Here is a 16,149-nt window from a genome sequence, read left to right as displayed (position 1 = left end):
TTGAACTCTTCACTATGCTTGATCATCTCGTCGGTCTCCTTGAACGAGCCTTAAACTCTCAAGTGACCGGCACAAAAACGTTACAAGTCCACTAAGCGCCCGGCTGTTCCTTGGCCTCGTCCTCGAGCGGTGTACGCAGGACGATGCGGCCATTGATCGGCACGACCTCGAGCTGAAGTGAAACGCCCTTGCGGTCGCGGTGGAACCACGCCGCTCCGACCTTGGTCCAGAAGGCCTTGTCGCCTCTGTTGGCGACGTGCCAGGCGATGAAGTCCGGGGCCTTTGCTTCGGCTGCCGGTGCGGAATTGTTGCGGGCCATGGATTTGTCCTTTCGTATCTGGTGGCTCGTTGCACCAAACCGACAGGCCGCACGGCCAAGGTCAGTCGTCATGTCCAACACGGGTGAGCACCCGCGAACCGGCGCGGGCCGGGCATTGATGGCTGAACGCGTGCGGCCAGGTCCGGTGCACAAAACGGCCGCCCGGATCGAAGGGATCTTGTGCCCGCAGGAGAAACCACAGCACTCCAAGCCACTTGCGCCCCTGGGCGGCCTCGCTCAAAACATCGTCATGGGGGACGAAGGCAGCCTACGGAAACGCTGGAGCGAGGAGGAGACGGTCCTCGCGCTCTACCTCTATTTCCAGCTGCCGTTCGGGAAGCTGCATTCGGGCAATCCAGAAATCCAGCAACTCGCCGCCGCATTGGGCCGGTCAAGCAGCTCGGTTGCGATGAAGCTGTGCAACTTCGCCAGCCTCGATCCCAAGATCACCGAAAGTGGGCGCAAAGGCCTAGATGGTGCCTCAAAACTCGACCGGACAACCTACGCCGAGTTCGGCCAGGACTGGACCGGCCTGGTCGCGCGTGCAGAAAGCATGTGGGCGACACAAGTCGAACATGGCGAACCCGCACCAGCCTCTACCCGGCTCAAGGACAAAGTCAGCGAGTTCCGGTTCGAACCCTACCAGGGTGCATCAACAACCCAGGCGTTGGTCAACCAGCGCGTCGGCCAGGACTTCTTCCGCCGCGCAGTCCTCGCCAACTATGAGGACACCTGTTGCATCACCGGCATCGCCAATCCGCGCCTCCTGACCGCCAGCCATATCAAGCCATGGGGCAAGGACATTGAGAACCGGCACAACCCGGCCAACGGCCTGTTGCTATCGGCAACGCTGGACCGCGCCTTTGACAGGGGTCTGATCACCGTCGATCAGAACCGCCGCATCCATGTCTCGCGGCAGCTGCGCGAAAGCCAGAGCCGCGAGACCCGCGAATTCTTCCAGCAGTTCGACCAAGCCAGCTTGCGTCCGGCAAAACGGTTCGATCCCGACCCTGCCTTTCTGGACTGGCACAACACACACTGGTTCGCAGACAGCATCGCCGCCTGACGTGTCAGGCGGCGCGCCGCAAGCTGCCCTCTCGGCTTCATTGCAAAGCCGATCCGCCCCCTTCGCAATAGTCAATCAACCGCCGAAAGTCCTCGGCTTCGCCAAACCGCTCGGCGGCATCCCGCACAGATTCGAACGGCAAGCCATTGTCGCAAGCCAGCATCCGCAACCAGTCCTCGCGGCACTCCGCTCCGCAAGCCCGGTAATTCAAGATCTGATCGCCCATTTGCCCGACTCCTTCCGGCAAAGCCGCATCCGACACGCGGCATGCGGCCTGCCTTCCGGCGAGGATGGGAGGGGGAGGGAAAACCGGAATCGATGCCCTGGCGCGGGCCAGCGGGCACAGCCCGCCACACGGGGGTGTCTATTTCGGTTTGGGGAACGAGAGGGCAAAGCCCTTGGTGTTCCAACTCAAGGATCGCCAAACGATCCAAAAAGGAACGGCACCCTTGCAACGGCGCGAAGTCGCCGGACAACTGCGCCGAGTACCCAAATGTCATACTGGTCCCGACACCGCGACTTTCTTGCCTTGCCCGAAGATCTTATTGCTTTTGCATGGTCTGAACCGATGCGCGACCTCGCGCAAAAATTTGGCACCAGCGACGTCGCATTGCGCAAGCTGCTGAAGAAGTACGGCGTGGTCACGCCTCCACAGGGACACTGGAATCGCGTACATGCTGGTCGCGCGGTTCCCGGACCGCCAAAGCCGCAACCGCGACGCCCTGGTGAGACCGGACGGCTGTGGATCGACCATCGCTTCGAGCAGTTTGTCGCCAAGGCTAATCCGATGCCTTCTTCTGGTCCCTTCGCCAGCAAGGAGGTGCCCGAGGACTTGGACGATCTGCGAGCCCGCGAAACGAAGCTGCTCGGCAAGGTGTCGGTGCCCAAGACGCTCGAAACCCACCATCCGGCGCTCGCCGACATCCTTCGCAAGGAACAGCGACGCCGCGAAAAGGTCGCGGAATACCGCTGGTATGGCGAGGGCCCACAGTTCGACAATCCGGTCGATCTGCGGCAATTGCGATTGCTGAATGGCCTGTTCCTGGCGCTCGCAAAGCGCGGGCATACGGCATCAGTCTATGTGAATGACCGCCCGCGCCAGTTCCGTCCGAGTGCGTGTATTGGTGATACCAGCCTCAGTCTTGAGATTGGAATCCTCGGCAAGCATGCAACAGTCTGGCGTGCTGGCGAGCGCATCGCAGACCCCAACCTCCCATTAAGCACTCCGTTGTTCCTGAGGTGCTCAGGAGCCGACGGTTGTTCTTGGCAGGTCGAAGCAGGAAGCAGGCTGGAATCGAGGATAGGGGAGATTGCCGTTGCATTGATCGTTGCCGGTGAAGCTGCTTTCCGACGCCGCCTGAAGGAGGCTGAGATCAGGGACGAAGAGGAACGGATCGAGCAGCTGCGCCGCGAAGAGGAGGCTAGAAGGGAGCGGGAGCGAAAGCGCCTCGAGCATATCCGGAAGCAGAACGAGCAGCGGATCGCCGACTTGCGGATGAGCGGTGAGTTGCTGCGCCAATCGCAAGATCTCCGTGCACTGGTCGTGGCCGTCCGTCTCGCCATGCAGCAACGCGCTGATGTAACCACGCAGAGCCTGGCGGCCTGGGAAGAGTGGGCGTTGGGTGAGGCCGACAAACTCGATCCGATCATGTCAGGCCAGATCATGTCGCACCTCTATCCTCCGGTGCCTCCGGCTGAAGAGGTGCAATGATGCTTGTTGTGGCTGATCGAAACGGCTATTCGAGTCACAGATTTGTTCCCCACATCGCCAAATTGCAGCGGTGGATAACTGGGGGCCCTTTAGGGGGCCTTGAAATTTTATTTCCCATCAAAAAGACAGGATTTCAGCGGCTTGCCGACACTTTTCGAGTCACGTAAGCGGCACCATCCCTCCACAAGGGAACTTCAGCAAATCAAAGGGGTAATGCCCTTCGGCTCATGCCGGTGGGTTGCCTCATTTGTGGGGCTTTGGGGGTTGAAACCGGGGTGTCCGGGATGGTGGTGTCGGCCGCGTCGATGGAGCAGGCGCCCGGCCAGCGGGAAGCGGTTTACCGAGCAGTGGCATCATCCACCCCCCGCCTAATCGGACTCGCGCAGCCCTGCCAAAATGGTGTCCACGAACTCAAGAAACGACGGGATGTCGGTGGTCCATTGGTCGCTACCGGCGAACTGCGTCTCCAGCCAGGCATGGTGACGCAGGCCGCGCAGCATGGAAAGCCGGAGGTAGTTGAAGCGTAGCTTGTAGGCGCCCGCTACGATCGGAATCAGCTCCACCACTCTCGTTTCGGGACGAGTGAACACCATGTTGGCGAGACCAGCTCCATGCGGGCCTATAATCACATCAGCGTGATGGAACAGGGCCACCTGTTCCCACAGCGGCAGTTCCGATAGCACGCAGACTGTAAAGCCGCGTGCCGCCATTGCCGCCTGAAGTGCCGCTTCGTTCTGCATCGGGCGTCGACGCGCATCTGTGCGGCTCACATAGATCCGCCGGGGCATGATCTGCCCGCCCCGTTTTTCTTCGGCGCTGCGGATCATTTGATCGAAAATCGGCTGGACATGATCCCAGCCGCGCAAGTGCCGCATACCGATGGGCGAGGAAATTAGGCGCCGCGCGAAGACGACATCGGACACAAGGTGCAGCCGATTGCCGCCCAGGCCCGCCAGGTCCAGCGCGGCGGTCTCGAAGGGAGGGCCGTCGCCGCTGATCAGGATCGGCAAGTTTGGGTCGACATTGTCGCGCACCATCCAGGCCAGCGACGGCATCAAATTTACGAGCCAGTGATAGAGTCCCGACGTCGCTACCACCGCGCGCATACCGATATCGATCTGCGGGACGGACGCGCGATCCACATGAACAATCGGTCTCTTGGCATTGATCGCGAAACAACCAGCCTCGTTCCACACCTGTCCATACCTGTCGAGGAAAACGTCGGTATATTCGAGCACCGGCTGGTCGGTGGCTCCGCGCATGGCCTCCTTAAAAGCATCGATGTCGGATCGCAGTCGATCAATGTGGACGCTTGGCACCGCGGGCGAAGCGCCGATCGAGACTGTGCCCCAATGCGCTTCCGGAAATTCCTGCAGCGGCAGGAAGGCGTAACCCGTCTGTCGGGGCGTTGGAACATCGTCCCCGTAAATGAGGGAATGCAACTGCGTCATTCGATCGACGACAGGATCGTCCGGTGCTTTTTCTTTGGCGAAGCGGCGTACGTCGCGGATCGCCGCGAACATGCGATGATCATGATGATGCTGGCTATGCCGCATAAGCAAAGCGCCGGCTGCGTCGAGATATTCGTGCCGCAGCAATTCGGATATGCATGTGAAAAAATGGTGGGCCGACAGGGAGTCGACCGTCCTATCGTTGCACAGCCGATCGACGGTCGCACTGTCGCCTCGAAGCATCGCTGGTCGCAGCGCGACAAACAGAGTCCGGGTTTTCGATAAGCTTTCAGCTGTCATCGGCGATCAGGGCTATGAGCGAGTTATAAGCAATGCAAGCCGTCTGTCAGTTCCGCCCGACGAAAAGGAACGCCACCGCCGCCATGATGCAGCCGAAAGCGGCAAAGTGCCGCCAGTGTAGGGGCTCGCCCAATACCGTCACCATGAAGCCGCCGAAGATGATGAGCGCGATCGCTTCCTGCGCGACCTTGAGCTGCCCCGCGCTCCAGCCATGGGCGTAGCCGATGCGGTTGGCCGGCACCGCGAGGCAATATTCGAACAACGCAATTCCCCAGCTGATGAGGATGACGACCAGGATCGACTTTTCCATCCCGCCCTTCAGGTGCCAGTACCAGGCCACGGTCATGAACAGGTTGGAAACGATCAGCAGCAATATGGTGGGCATGGCGCGCTCGGCAGGAGGGGGACGGCCGCTTTAGGGCCGCCCCCGCACCCTGTGCAAGCGGCCATGGGAAAAGGCCCGGTGTCGCCACCGGGCCTCTTGGTTTCAGTGTCCAGCGGGGGTCAGCGGTCGCGCGTGCCGTAACCGCTGCTGCTGCTGCCAGCATAGCTCTGCTTGCTCCAGCCGCCGCCACGGTCCTCGTCGCGATCGCCGAACATCGCGCCCTGCTCGCGTTCGGCGCGCCAGGCGTCCTGCGCCTGCGCCGCGGTCTTTTCCAATGTCACTCTGGTGGCGTCGACCGACTTGATCCAGCTCGACGGGATCGAGTGATGCACGCCGCCGGAGTCCTGGTCGCTCTTGGTCAGGATGATGCGATCGCCGCGCAGCTTGTCGACGGTGCCGACATGCTCGCCATCGCTGCCCAAGACCTCCATATGCTCCTTGACCTGTTGCACCGCCTGCCGCTGTTCGCCGCGACGCGTGCGCCAGGTGCCAAACTCGTTGTTGAAGCGGTCGCGATTCTCGCGCTGATATTCGGCATAGTCACGATCGAGTTCGTCGATCCGCTGCTGGCGCCAGCTATGATAGTTGCTGTCGTGATGCGAACCATAATCCTGCTGCGGGCCATAGGCGCGGGTGCGATAGCCATGGTCCTCGCTGCCGAAGCCGCTGCGCTCGTTCGTGTAGGGCGCATAGCCTCGATTGGGCAGATAGTCGCTGCGCGCCGCAGAGGCGAAACCCTGACGGCTCGACGGATCGCGCGGGTCGCCATAGGGACGGTTGTAATATTCGTCATATTCGCGCCGACGCTCGGCTTCCTCGTCGCCGAACCAGCTGCGAACCTCGTCGCCCGCGCGCTCGAAGAAGCCGCGTTCGTCGGGGTCATAGTCGCGCGGACGGTCACGATAATCGCCGCCGCCGAACTGGCCGCGCGTACCGTAGCGATATCCGCCGCTGCGGTCGTCACGGCGATAATCGCCGGATTCGCGATAGCGGTCCGTCCCGCGATCCCAGCCGCTGCCCCAACCGCTGCCGGAGCGATCCTGGCCGTATCGGCCTCCGCCTTGATAACCCATCGTCCTTCTCCTTGACTATGGCGGCGCCTTGCCACGCCGTCTTCCCAATAATGAGCGGAATGGGGCATCGTTCCGGCCGTTACGGCGGGGTAATGTCGCGGCGCTGTGGCGTTTCGACGTGCTTTGGGGGCGGTGATTTTGCGCAAAAAGATCGTTGCGCGGGCTCCCTTGCTCGCTTATAGGCGGCCTTCCTTCGGGGGGCCTTAGCTCAGCTGGGAGAGCGCGTCGTTCGCAATGACGAGGTCAGGGGTTCGATCCCCCTAGGCTCCACCAACTCTTTTTCAGGGTTGATGCCGAAGGACTTTACCGCCGGGGCGCGCCATGCGTAGAGCGGTTCCATGACGCAGGACAGGGACATCGGCCGGCTGGCGGCCACGCTGATCGTCGTGCGCGACCGCGCGCATGGGGCGGCGGAGCTTCTGATACTGGAGCGCGCCGGCACCATGGCGTTTGCGGCGGGCGCCTTGGTCTTTCCGGGCGGTGCGGTCGATGCGAGCGATCATGCGCTGGCGGCGCGGATGGATCATGGACTGGACCCGGACGAAGCGGCGGCGCGCATCGCCGCCATTCGCGAAACGATCGAGGAAGCCGGTCTGGGCGTCGGCTTGGTCGGCGATGTCGACGCCGCCATGGTGCTGCGGCTGCGCGATGGGTTGCATGACGGCGCGATGCTGGGCGACCTGCTCGACCGGCACGGCCTGTCGTTGGCACTCGATGCGCTCACCCCCTTCGCCCGGTGGCATCCTGCGCCGTTCGATCGGCCGACGCGCGTGTTCGACGCACATTTTTACCTCGCCCGCGCGCCCGAAAGTCAGATCGCGAGCGTCGACACGACCGAGAATGTCCGCCTGTTCTGGAGCAGCGCCGCCGACACGCTGGTGCTGGCGGACCGGGGCGAGGCGCGGATCATCTATCCCACCCGGCGCAATCTGGAACGGCTGGCGCTTTACGACCGCCATGGCGATCTTGTCGCCCATGCCCGTGCCTTCCCGGTGGAAAAGGTGCGCCCCTGGCAGGAGGAGCGGGACGGTGAGACGCATTTGTGCATCCCCGATCATCTGGGCTATCCCATAACATCGGAACCCATGCGGCTCGCCCGGCGTGTTTAGGGCATGCGCCGCCTGCACCTGACCCTTCGCCGTATCCTCGTCCTTGCCGCCCTCCTGTTCCTGCTGTTGCTGGCCTATGCGTGGGCGCGCCAGCGGCCGCAGGATCTGCCCTGGACCGACCTCGACCTGGCTCAGCCGGTCGGCCTGTTCACCGGGCGAAAGCTCGCGGCGCTGACCGGCGACGCCGGGCGGTGCAGGGCGCTGCTGGACCGTGGCGGGGTCGCCTATGTCGCGATGAAGCCGGGGGGCGCGGATCAATGCGCTTATTCCGATGCCGTCCGCCTGAAACGCGACGCCGACGCGGTCGCCCTGTCGCCCGCCTCGGTCGCGCCTTCCTGCCCGGTAGCCGCCGCGCTGAAGCTCTGGGAGTGGCATGTCGTCCAGCCCGCCGCCCAGCGTATCTACGGCCAGCCCGTGCGCAGCCTGCGCCATTTCGGCAGTTATAGCTGCCGCCGCCTATATGGCCGGAGCGCGGGCGACTTCAGCGAACATGCGACCGCCGACGCGATCGACATCGCCGCCTTCGTGCTGGCGGACGGGCGTCAGGTCAGTGTGCTGAACGACTGGAAGGGGACGGGCAAGGACGCGGCCTTTCTGCGCGCGGTGCGCGACGGCGCGTGCGACCTGTTTTCGACCGTGCTCTCGCCCGACTATAATGCCGCCCACCGCGACCATTTCCACCTCGACCAGGCGGAAAGGGGGGCGACGGGCTGGCGGGCGTGCCGGTAGGAAAGCATCCTCTTCCTTCGGGCAAGGTGGCTGGCCGCAGGCCAGACGGAGGGGTGGCCAGCTATCGAGGGGGTGACACCCCTCCACCATTTGCTTCGCAAACGGTCCCCTCCCCTTGCAGGGGAGGACGCGGATTACTGCCCGAAACCCGCCTCGCGCGCGACCTTCACCGCCTCGCGCGCCGCCGCCAGCAGCGCGCCGCTCTTCGCCTCGCACTCGCGCTGTTCATATTCGGCCTGCGAGTCCGCCACGATGCCCGCGCCCGCCTGCACATGCATGACGCCGTCCTTAAGGACGGCGGTGCGCAGCACGATGCAACTGTCCATATTGCCGTCCGGCCCGAAATAGCCGACCCCGCCGGCATAGGCGCCGCGCGTTTCCGGCTCCAGTTCGGCGATGATCTCGCAGGCGCGGACCTTGGGCGCGCCCGATACGGTGCCGGCGGGGAAGCCGGCGAACAGCGCGTCGATCGCATCCTTGTCGTCCGCCAGTCGTCCTACGACGTTGGAGACGATATGCATGACATGGCTGTAGAATTCGACCGTGTAGCTTTCGGTCACGGTGACGCTGCCCGCGCTCGCCACGCGGCCGACATCGTTGCGGCCAAGGTCCAGCAGCATCAGATGCTCGGCCCGCTCCTTGGGATCGGCGAGCAGGCCTGCCCGGTTGGCGGCATCCTCGACCGCGCTCTTGCCGCGCGGCCGGGTGCCGGCGATCGGCCGGATCGTCACCTCGCCGTCACGCGCGCGCACCAGTATTTCGGGGCTGGAGCCGATCAGCGCGAAACCGGGCAGATCGAGATAATAGAGGAAGGGCGAGGGGTTGATCCGCCGCAGCGCCCGATACAGCGCGATGGGCGGCAGGGTGAAGGGGCTGGTGAAGCGCTGTGCCAGCACCACCTGAAAGATGTCGCCCGCGACGATATAGTCCTTCGCCTTGCCCACCATCTCGGCATAGCGACCCGGCTCCAGCACCGGCGTCACCGCGATATCGGCGATTCCCGCTGGCGCGGGCGGGGCGGGGAGGGGGGCGGCGAGCTTTGCGGCGGCGGCGTCGATCCGCTCCATCGCAGCCTCGATCGCGCGATCGGGGTCGGTGAAGCTGCCCTTCCACACCGGCGCGACCAGATAAAGCTGGTCCGTCAGCCGGTCGAAGATCAGGATCACCGTCGGCCGCACGAACAGCATGTCGGGTAGGCCGATCGGATTGGGGGTGGGACGCGGCAGCTTTTCGACGAGCCCCACCGTCTCATAGCCGAAATAGCCGACGAGGCAGGCGAGCGCGGCGGGCAGTTCCGGGTCCATCTCCGCCCGGCATTCCGCCACCAGCGCGCGCAGCGCATCCAGCGCGCCGCCCGGTTCGGGCACGAAGGCGTCGCGGTCGGTCGCCCAGTGCCGGTTGATTTCGGCCCGGTCGCCATCGGCGCGGAAGACGAGGTCGGGGGCAAGGCCGATCAGGCTGTGGCGACCCCTGACGGCGCCACCCTCCACCGATTCCAGCAGATAGTCGCCGCGATCCGGCTCGAACAATTTGAGCGCGGCGGAAATGGGGGTGTCCGTGTCGGCGATCTGCCGTCGCCACACCAGCGCCGACTCCCCGCGCGCCAGTGCCGCCCTGGCGCTCGCCACGCCGTCGTCCGCCCCCGCCATCGCCTTACTGGCCGCTATTGGTGGCGGCCAGCGCCTGGCGCACCTGCGCCACCGCCTTGGGATTGCGCGTCACGCCCAGCTCCTTTTCGACCGCCCGCTCGAACTGCTGCGCATATTCGACCCCGGTCGCCTGCCCCAGCTCCCGGCGCAGCGGTGCCAATATGTCGGCGCGCCCGGCGGCGTTGCCGCGCTCGATCTTCGTCAGCTGGACGATGAAATAGCCCCGGTCCCCGCCGATCGGCAGCGTCTTGACCGTATTCTGCGCCATGGAAAAGAGGATCGCGACCTCGGCCGGCGGGCGCTGCTGCCCGCGCATCAGCTCGGCGCGGCTGCCGCCCAGCGTCTGCGGCGGGGGCAGCTTCACCCCGGTCTGCGCGATCGCGTCGGCGAGGGCCATGCCCTTGGCGACCTTCGCCCGGACCTGCTCGGCCAGCGCCTTCGCCTTCTGGTTGGCGGCATTGAGCTTATACTGAAGCACGACCGCCGACTTGACCTCGGCCAGCGGCGGCGGCGCGGCGGCGACGATGTCGCCGGGCGCGGCCAGCGCGTAGCGCTTGTCGGGGGCGATCGGGATCAGCTGCGCGTCGTCGTCGGCGCTCATGGCGAAGACGGGGGCGAGCAGCGGCTTCACGTCGTCGCTCGGCGCATAGGCCTGGTCCTTGACCTGCTTGCCGGTGGCGAGCAGCGGCGGGGTGACTTCCAGCTTGAGGCCATTATCCTTCACCACCTGCTCGAAACTGTCGCCATTGGCGACGGCATCTTCGATTCTACCGGTGAAATCGGACAGGAGCTGCTTTTCCTTCTGCGCGCGCAGCGTCGTGACGATCTCGTCGCGCACCGCCGCGAGAGGCCGCGCCGGGGTCTCCTTGATCGCGGTCACACGCAGCAGCAGCCAGCCCAGCGGACCCCGCAGTGGTCCGACAAGCTCGCCCTGTTTCGCGCCATAGGCCGTATCCGCCACCTGCTTGCCACTCGCGGCGGTCATCGCCTCGCGGCTCTGGTCTGTGGCGACCGACACCGCCAGCCCCGCGCCCTGTGCGGCGGCGGCGAGCGACGTGCCGGCCTTCACCTTGTCGGCGATCGCCTTCGCGCCCGCCTGTGTCGGCAGCACCAGCTGCTCGACGCTGCGGGTCTGCCTGGCGGCATAGGCCGACTTGTTCTGGTTGTAATAGGCCGCGATCTCCGCGTCGCTCGGCTGCGCCGCCTGGGCGAAGCGCTCGGCGGCGATCACCGCGTAACGGATGCTCCTTTGCTCCGGGATGGTGAAGCGCGCGCCGTTCTTCTTGTAGAAATCCGCCAGTTGCGCGTCGCTCGGGTCTTTCTGATCCAGCAGTGCGACCGCCGGGATCGCCGCGACGCTGCCCTGCCGCTTTTCGAGCAGCAGCGAGGCATAGGGCAGCACCATCTTGTCGGTGAGCGATGCGCCCAGCGCGACCGGAGCGGTCAGCTGCCGCTGCAAGATTTCGCGGCTGATATCGTCGCGCAACGCCTGCTCGGTGATGCGCTGGCGCAGCAGCAGCTGGCGGAAGGCGTCCTGGCTGAAATTGCCGGCCGCGTCCTGGAAAGCAGGGATTTGCGCGATCTGCGCGTCGACCAGCCGCTTGCTGATATGCACGCCCTGATCGTCGGCGAAGGCGCGCAAGGTCAGGGCATCGACCAGCTGGTCATAGACCTGATCGCCGCCGCCCTGCGCGAAGAAATCGGCGATCTGGAGCGAGGGGTTGGACTGGCGCGCATTTTCGAACACGCGCTGCACCCGGTCCTGCACCTCCGCGACGCTGAGGCTATATCCCTTCGCCTTGGCCGCCGTGCCGCCTCCACCCAGCAGCGATCCGCCACCGAACTTGCCGCTCGTGATATCGCCCATGACGAAGGCGGCGGCGACGATGCCCAGGAACAGGACAGCAAAGAGCGCGCCGAATTTGGAACGGATAAGGCGACGGAAAACAGCAAGCATGGGATCGTCCGGCAAGGGGGCTTTGGCGGCACGCTTTAGGGCGGGACGGTCGCGGCGGCAAGGCTTGCACTGGACAAATGCGCGGGGGCCGTCCATCGGCTTTGGCAAGCTCTCAAGGCTTCCGGGGAGACGGACGCGGGCGCAGACCTGCGGCGGCGGAAGCGCAAGGGCGACGTGCAGCAATAACAACAAGGGAACCAAGCGGATGAACAGGCGCAAGCTGGTTGTCGGCAACTGGAAGATGAACGGGATGCGCGCGCATCTCGACGAGGTGGAGGCGATCGGCCGGATCGCCGCGCAGCATCCTGCGGTGGAGGTGGGACTGTGCCTGCCCGCGACGCTCATCATGGCGGGATCGGAACGGCGCGGCGCGGCCTTCATCGGCGCGCAGAACTGCCATATGGATATCAGCGGCGCCTACACCGGGTCGCTGTCGGCGGACATGCTCGCTGAAGCGGGCGCGACCTGGGTCATCACCGGCCATAGCGAACGGCGCGAAGCACGCGGCGAAACCAACGCCGACATCGCCGCCAAGTCGGAAGCCGCCCATCAGGCCGGCATCAACGTCATATTGTGCGTCGGCGAGACGCTGGCCGTGCGCGACGCCGGCAAGGCCGAGCAGGTCGTCGCCGACCAGCTGCTCGCATCGCTGCCCGATGGCGCGGCGGCCGACTGGCTGGCGATCGCCTATGAACCCATCTGGGCGATCGGCACCGGCCGCATCCCGACGATGGAGGCGGTCGCGACCATGCACGCCGCGCTGCGCAAGGCGCTCGCCAGCCGCATCGGCGCGGAGGCGGACAGGATGCGAATCCTCTATGGCGGGTCGATGAACGGCGACAATGCCGCCGATCTCATGGCCCTGCCCGACGTCGATGGCGGCCTGGTCGGCGGCGCGAGCCTCTCCGCCGCGAAATTCGCGCCCATCATCGAGGCGGCCGACCAGAGGATGCAGGCGGCGGCTTGATCTGCATAAAGCCCCTCCCTTTCAGGGGAGGGGTTGGGATGGGCCGCTCCTTGAGAGGGAGGGGAGGAAAAGGTGCGGTTGCCCCACGGCCCCATCGTCGCTATGTGCCGCCCAACGCATCCCATCACCGGACAGAAAATCGTCGCATGTTCACCTTCCTCCTCGTCGTGCAGGCCATCGTGGCGGCCATGCTGGTCACCGTCATCCTGATGCAGAAGTCGGAAGGCGGCGGGCTGGGCGTGGGCGGCAGCCCGTCGGGCTTTATGTCGGCGCGCGGCGCGGCGGATTTCCTGACCCGGTCGACCACGGTGCTGGCGACGATCTTCGTCACGCTGTCGATCGTCATGGCGGTCATCGCATCGGTGCGCCACGCGCCGACCGACATCGACACCTCGCTGGTGAAGCAGGCCCCCGCCACGACTGGCGCGCCTGCGCCCGCCGGCAGCGCCGATCCGCTCGGCAGCGCGGCCGGCAATGCGGCGGCTCCCGCGTCCAACGGCGCGGTCCCGCTCGCCAACTGATCCGTCGATCTTCGATCTTTTTTTAAGCGCGCGTGGATTCGCGCGCTTGCCCTTTGTCGTTCCGAAAGGCTAAGCCTCCTCTCCCATGGCGCGGTATATTTTCATCACCGGCGGCGTGGTCTCCTCGCTTGGAAAGGGCCTGATGGCCGCATCCCTTGCAGCCCTGCTGCAAGCGCGGGGTTTCCGTGTGCGAATCCGGAAATTCGATCCCTATCTCAACGTCGATCCGGGCACGATGTCGCCCTATCAGCATGGCGAAGTCTATGTGACCGACGACGGGGCGGAAACCGACCTCGACCTTGGCCATTATGAGCGCTTCACCGGCGTCTCCGCGCGGCAGAGCGACAATGTGACGCAGGGCCGCGTCTATCAGACGATCATCACGAAGGAACGGCGTGGCGACTATCTGGGCGCTACGGTCCAGGTGATCCCGCACGTCACCGACGAGATCAAGGCCTTCGCCACCGCCGACACCGATGATCTCGACTTCGTGCTGTGCGAAATCGGCGGCACCGTCGGCGACATCGAATCGCTTCCCTTCATGGAGGCGATCCGCCAGCTGCATAACGACCTCGATCGCGGCCAGTCGATCTTCGTCCATGTGACGTTGGTGCCCTACATAGCCGCGGCGGGCGAGCTGAAGACCAAGCCCACCCAGCGCAGCGTCCGCGACCTGACCTCGCTCGGTATCCAGCCTGACATTCTTCTGTGTCGCTGCGAACAGCCGCTGCCCGACAGCGAACGCCGCAAGATCGCGCTGTTCTGCAACGTCCGGCCCGAAGCGGTCATCCCCGCGCTCGACGCCAGCAGCATCTATGCCGTGCCCCAGCAATATCATGCCGAAGGGCTCGACCGCGAAGTGCTGCGCGCCTTCGGCATTGCCGACGAATCCGCGCCCTCGCTCGATCGCTGGGCCGACATCATGGACCGCCAGCAGAACCCCGAGGGCGAAGTCACCATCGGCGTCGTCGGCAAATATGTCGGCCTGCCCGACGCCTACAAGTCGCTGCATGAGGCGCTGACCCATGGCGGCTTCGCCAACCGGGTGAAAGTCAACATCAAGTGGCTCGACGCCGAGCTGTTTGAGGAAGAGGGGGCTGACATCGCCGCGCGGCTTGAACCGATGCACGGCATCCTCGTCCCCGGCGGCTTCGGCGTGCGCGGGTCGGAGGGCAAGATCGCCAGCGTCCGCTTCGCGCGCGAACGCGGCGTGCCCTTTTTCGGCATCTGCCTCGGCATGCAGATGGCCTGCATCGAAAGCGCGCGCAACATGGCGGGCATCGCCCACGCCTCCACCACCGAATTCGGCGAGACGTCGGAGCCGGTCGTCGGCCTCATCACCGAATGGATGAGCGCCGAAGGCTTGCAGAAGCGCACCGCCGAAACGGACCTGGGCGGCACGATGCGGCTGGGCGCCTATCCGGCCAAGCTCACCGGCAACAGCGTCGTCGCGGGCATCTACGGCACCAGCGACATCAGCGAACGCCACCGCCACCGCTACGAAGTCAACGCCGGCTATCGCGATCGCCTTGAGCAGGGCGGCCTCATCTTTTCAGGCATGTCGCCCGACGGCGCTCTGCCCGAAATCGTCGAGCGGCCGGACCACCCCTGGTTCGTGGGCGTGCAGTTCCACCCGGAACTCAAATCCAAGCCCTTCGACCCGCACCCGCTCTTCGCCAGCTTCATCGAGGCGGCGGTCAAGCAGAGCCGGCTGGTCTGAACCGATAGCGTTGCCGGCTGGCGGCCATCACCCCGCCGGCGCGTCGAACAGGTGACGATACTGGCGCGGCTGACAGCGCAGATATTGCGGCGGTGCCTTCACCGAAGCGCCCAGATGGGCCGCGGCGTGCCAGGGCCAGCGGGGGTCGTAAAGGATGGCCCGCGCGATTGCGATCAGGTCGGCGTCGCCGGTGCCGACGATCGCTTCCGCCTGCTCATAATCGGTGATGAGGCCGACCGCGACCACCGGCATGTCCACCGCCTGCTTGACCGCGCGGGCGAGCGGCACTTGATAGCTGGGACCGACCGGGATCGCCTGGCGCGGGTCCAGCCCGCCGCTCGACACATGGATGGCGGCGCATCCCCGCGCCTCCAGCGCCTGGGCAAAGGCGATCGTCTGCTCTATGTCCCATCCGCCCGCGACCCAGTCGGTGCCCGACACCCGCATCGTGACCGGCCGGTCCGCCGGGAAGGCGGCGCGCACCGCGTCGAATATCTCCAGCGGCAGCCGCATCCTGTTTTCCAGCGATCCGCCATAATCATCGTCGCGACGGTTGGAGAGGGGCGAGAGGAACTGGTGGAGCAGATAGCCGTGCGCGCCGTGCAGCTGAACCGCGTCCAGCCCCAGATTGGCCGCACGCCGTGCCGCAGCGACGAACGCATCGCGCAGCCGACCGATCGCGGCGGCATCCATCGCCATCGGGGCGTGGGTGCCGGGCGTGAAGGGTAGGGCGGACGGCGCGACCGTCTGCCAGCCATGGGCGTCGTTGGGCGCGATCTGTGCCCCGCCTTTCCACGGCACCTCGGTCGACGCCTTGCGCCCCGCGTGGCCGAGCTGGATCGCGATCGGAATGTCGGAATGACGGCGCACGCCGTCCAGCACCCGCTTCATCGCCGCTTCGGTGCGATCGTCCCAAAGGCCGACATCGGCATAGCTGATCCGTCCTTCCGGCACGACCGCCGTCGCCTCGATCGTCAGCAGTGCCGCCCCCGACAGGGCGAGCTGTCCCAGATGGATGAGGTGCCAGTCGGTCATCTCGCCATCGACGGCCGAATATTGGCACATGGGCGCAATGACGATGCGGTTGGCGAGTTTCAGGGCGCCGACGTCGAACGGCTGGAACAGCGTGGGACCAGGCATGGTCAATCTCCAGGTCAAAGAAAGCGCTCCAGATAGGCAGCGCCACCACTGG

15 protein-coding genes and 1 tRNA gene are annotated in these 16,149 nt (G+C 65.3%); 8 read left to right on the top strand and 8 right to left on the bottom strand.

Annotated elements, in window-relative coordinates:
* Nucleotides 1–91: 91 nt before the first annotated feature.
* Entirely contained in the window at nt 92–319 is a 228-nt protein-coding gene (locus tag ACETPF_RS09940) for a hypothetical protein (protein ID WP_373934282.1), read from the bottom strand.
* 70 nt (nt 320–389) lie between these two features.
* On the opposite strand from ACETPF_RS09940, the gene ACETPF_RS09935 reads away from it, so the two are divergent.
* Nucleotides 390–1,385 carry an HNH endonuclease gene (locus ACETPF_RS09935; RefSeq protein WP_373934281.1) on the top strand — a complete coding sequence of 332 codons (996 nt, stop codon included), beginning with the start codon at nt 390–392 and terminating at the stop codon, nt 1,383–1,385.
* 37 nt (nt 1,386–1,422) lie between these two features.
* Here ACETPF_RS09935 and ACETPF_RS09930 read toward each other — a convergent pair whose 3' ends face one another.
* Complete coding sequence (locus ACETPF_RS09930; protein ID WP_373934280.1) at nt 1,423–1,611, bottom strand: hypothetical protein; 189 nt, start codon at nt 1,609–1,611, stop codon at nt 1,423–1,425.
* 342 nt (nt 1,612–1,953) lie between these two features.
* On the opposite strand from ACETPF_RS09930, the gene ACETPF_RS09925 reads away from it, so the two are divergent.
* Nucleotides 1,954–3,096 carry a hypothetical protein gene (locus ACETPF_RS09925; RefSeq protein ID WP_373934279.1) on the top strand — a complete coding sequence of 381 codons (1,143 nt, stop codon included), beginning with the start codon at nt 1,954–1,956 and terminating at the stop codon, nt 3,094–3,096.
* A 368-nt stretch (nt 3,097–3,464) separates the two neighbouring features.
* On the opposite strand, the gene ACETPF_RS09920 is transcribed toward ACETPF_RS09925, so the two are convergent.
* The 3 genes from ACETPF_RS09920 to ACETPF_RS09910 all read right to left on the bottom strand — a co-directional run bounded on the left by ACETPF_RS09920 (nt 3,465) and on the right by ACETPF_RS09910 (nt 6,305).
* Nucleotides 3,465–4,847: a glycosyltransferase family 61 protein gene (locus ACETPF_RS09920; protein WP_373934278.1), complete on the bottom strand. Its 1,383-nt coding sequence runs from the start codon at nt 4,845–4,847 to the stop codon at nt 3,465–3,467.
* A gap of 46 nt (nt 4,848–4,893) precedes the next feature.
* A complete protein-coding gene (locus ACETPF_RS09915) occupies nt 4,894–5,232 on the bottom strand; it encodes a DMT family protein (RefSeq protein WP_373934277.1) in 339 nt (112 codons plus the stop codon).
* 119 nt (nt 5,233–5,351) lie between these two features.
* Complete coding sequence (locus ACETPF_RS09910) at nt 5,352–6,305, bottom strand: DUF2171 domain-containing protein (RefSeq protein WP_373934276.1); 954 nt, start codon at nt 6,303–6,305, stop codon at nt 5,352–5,354.
* Nucleotides 6,306–6,502: 197 nt separating this feature from the next.
* On the opposite strand from ACETPF_RS09910, the gene ACETPF_RS09905 reads away from it, so the two are divergent.
* The 3 genes from ACETPF_RS09905 (at nt 6,503) to ACETPF_RS09895 (ending at nt 8,143) form a co-directional block, all read left to right on the top strand.
* Nucleotides 6,503–6,578 (top strand) — tRNA-Ala (locus tag ACETPF_RS09905).
* A gap of 65 nt (nt 6,579–6,643) precedes the next feature.
* Nucleotides 6,644–7,414 carry an NUDIX hydrolase gene (locus tag ACETPF_RS09900; RefSeq protein WP_373934275.1) on the top strand — a complete coding sequence of 257 codons (771 nt, stop codon included), beginning with the start codon at nt 6,644–6,646 and terminating at the stop codon, nt 7,412–7,414.
* Nucleotides 7,415–7,417: 3 nt separating this feature from the next.
* Complete coding sequence (locus ACETPF_RS09895) at nt 7,418–8,143, top strand: extensin-like domain-containing protein (protein WP_373934274.1); 726 nt, start codon at nt 7,418–7,420, stop codon at nt 8,141–8,143.
* Between the two features lie 134 nt (nt 8,144–8,277).
* Here the strand turns inward: ACETPF_RS09895 and trpE are convergent, their stop codons facing one another.
* Nucleotides 8,278–9,792 (bottom strand): anthranilate synthase component I, encoded by a 1,515-nt coding sequence (gene trpE, locus ACETPF_RS09890; protein ID WP_373934273.1) that lies wholly within the window; start codon nt 9,790–9,792, stop codon nt 8,278–8,280.
* 4 nt (nt 9,793–9,796) lie between these two features.
* On the bottom strand, nt 9,797–11,749 hold the full coding sequence (locus tag ACETPF_RS09885) for a peptidylprolyl isomerase (protein ID WP_373934272.1): 1,953 nt from the start codon (nt 11,747–11,749) through the stop codon (nt 9,797–9,799).
* Between the two features lie 205 nt (nt 11,750–11,954).
* Between ACETPF_RS09885 and tpiA the strand changes: the two genes are divergently transcribed.
* The 3 genes from tpiA to pyrG all read left to right on the top strand — a co-directional run bounded on the left by tpiA (nt 11,955) and on the right by pyrG (nt 14,957).
* On the top strand, nt 11,955–12,716 hold the full coding sequence (gene tpiA / locus ACETPF_RS09880) for a triose-phosphate isomerase (RefSeq protein ID WP_373934271.1): 762 nt from the start codon (nt 11,955–11,957) through the stop codon (nt 12,714–12,716).
* A gap of 146 nt (nt 12,717–12,862) precedes the next feature.
* A complete protein-coding gene (secG, locus tag ACETPF_RS09875) occupies nt 12,863–13,237 on the top strand; it encodes a preprotein translocase subunit SecG (protein ID WP_373934270.1) in 375 nt (124 codons plus the stop codon).
* An 85-nt stretch (nt 13,238–13,322) separates the two neighbouring features.
* On the top strand, nt 13,323–14,957 hold the full coding sequence (gene pyrG / locus ACETPF_RS09870) for a CTP synthase (RefSeq protein ID WP_373934269.1): 1,635 nt from the start codon (nt 13,323–13,325) through the stop codon (nt 14,955–14,957).
* 27 nt (nt 14,958–14,984) lie between these two features.
* Here the strand turns inward: pyrG and ACETPF_RS09865 are convergent, their stop codons facing one another.
* The gene (locus ACETPF_RS09865) at nt 14,985–16,097 is read right to left on the bottom strand and encodes an NADH:flavin oxidoreductase/NADH oxidase (RefSeq protein WP_373934268.1); all 1,113 of its coding nucleotides are present in this window, start codon (nt 16,095–16,097) and stop codon (nt 14,985–14,987) included.
* Between the last annotated feature and the right edge of the window lie 52 nt (nt 16,098–16,149).

Source organism: Sphingobium agrisoli (assembly GCF_041877245.1).
Classification (GTDB): domain Bacteria; phylum Pseudomonadota; class Alphaproteobacteria; order Sphingomonadales; family Sphingomonadaceae; genus Sphingobium.
This window is presented reverse-complemented; position numbering and strand designations above follow the sequence as displayed.

Bases quoted from the DNA above. Each gene is read 5' to 3' on its own strand.
- ACETPF_RS09940 (WP_373934282.1), bottom strand. From the start codon at position 319: ATGGCCCGCAACAATTCCGCACCGGCAGCCGAAGCAAAGGCCCCGGAC.
- ACETPF_RS09935 (WP_373934281.1), top strand. From the start codon at position 390: ATGTCCAACACGGGTGAGCACCCGCGAACCGGCGCGGGCCGGGCATTG.
- ACETPF_RS09930 (WP_373934280.1), bottom strand. From the start codon at position 1,611: ATGGGCGATCAGATCTTGAATTACCGGGCTTGCGGAGCGGAGTGCCGC.
- ACETPF_RS09925 (WP_373934279.1), top strand. From the start codon at position 1,954: ATGCGCGACCTCGCGCAAAAATTTGGCACCAGCGACGTCGCATTGCGC.
- ACETPF_RS09920 (WP_373934278.1), bottom strand. From the start codon at position 4,847: ATGACAGCTGAAAGCTTATCGAAAACCCGGACTCTGTTTGTCGCGCTG.
- ACETPF_RS09915 (WP_373934277.1), bottom strand. From the start codon at position 5,232: ATGCCCACCATATTGCTGCTGATCGTTTCCAACCTGTTCATGACCGTG.
- ACETPF_RS09910 (WP_373934276.1), bottom strand. From the start codon at position 6,305: ATGGGTTATCAAGGCGGAGGCCGATACGGCCAGGATCGCTCCGGCAGC.
- ACETPF_RS09900 (WP_373934275.1), top strand. From the start codon at position 6,644: ATGACGCAGGACAGGGACATCGGCCGGCTGGCGGCCACGCTGATCGTC.
- ACETPF_RS09895 (WP_373934274.1), top strand. From the start codon at position 7,418: ATGCGCCGCCTGCACCTGACCCTTCGCCGTATCCTCGTCCTTGCCGCC.
- trpE (WP_373934273.1), bottom strand. From the start codon at position 9,792: ATGGCGGGGGCGGACGACGGCGTGGCGAGCGCCAGGGCGGCACTGGCG.
- ACETPF_RS09885 (WP_373934272.1), bottom strand. From the start codon at position 11,749: ATGCTTGCTGTTTTCCGTCGCCTTATCCGTTCCAAATTCGGCGCGCTC.
- tpiA (WP_373934271.1), top strand. From the start codon at position 11,955: ATGAACAGGCGCAAGCTGGTTGTCGGCAACTGGAAGATGAACGGGATG.
- secG (WP_373934270.1), top strand. From the start codon at position 12,863: ATGTTCACCTTCCTCCTCGTCGTGCAGGCCATCGTGGCGGCCATGCTG.
- pyrG (WP_373934269.1), top strand. From the start codon at position 13,323: ATGGCGCGGTATATTTTCATCACCGGCGGCGTGGTCTCCTCGCTTGGA.
- ACETPF_RS09865 (WP_373934268.1), bottom strand. From the start codon at position 16,097: ATGCCTGGTCCCACGCTGTTCCAGCCGTTCGACGTCGGCGCCCTGAAA.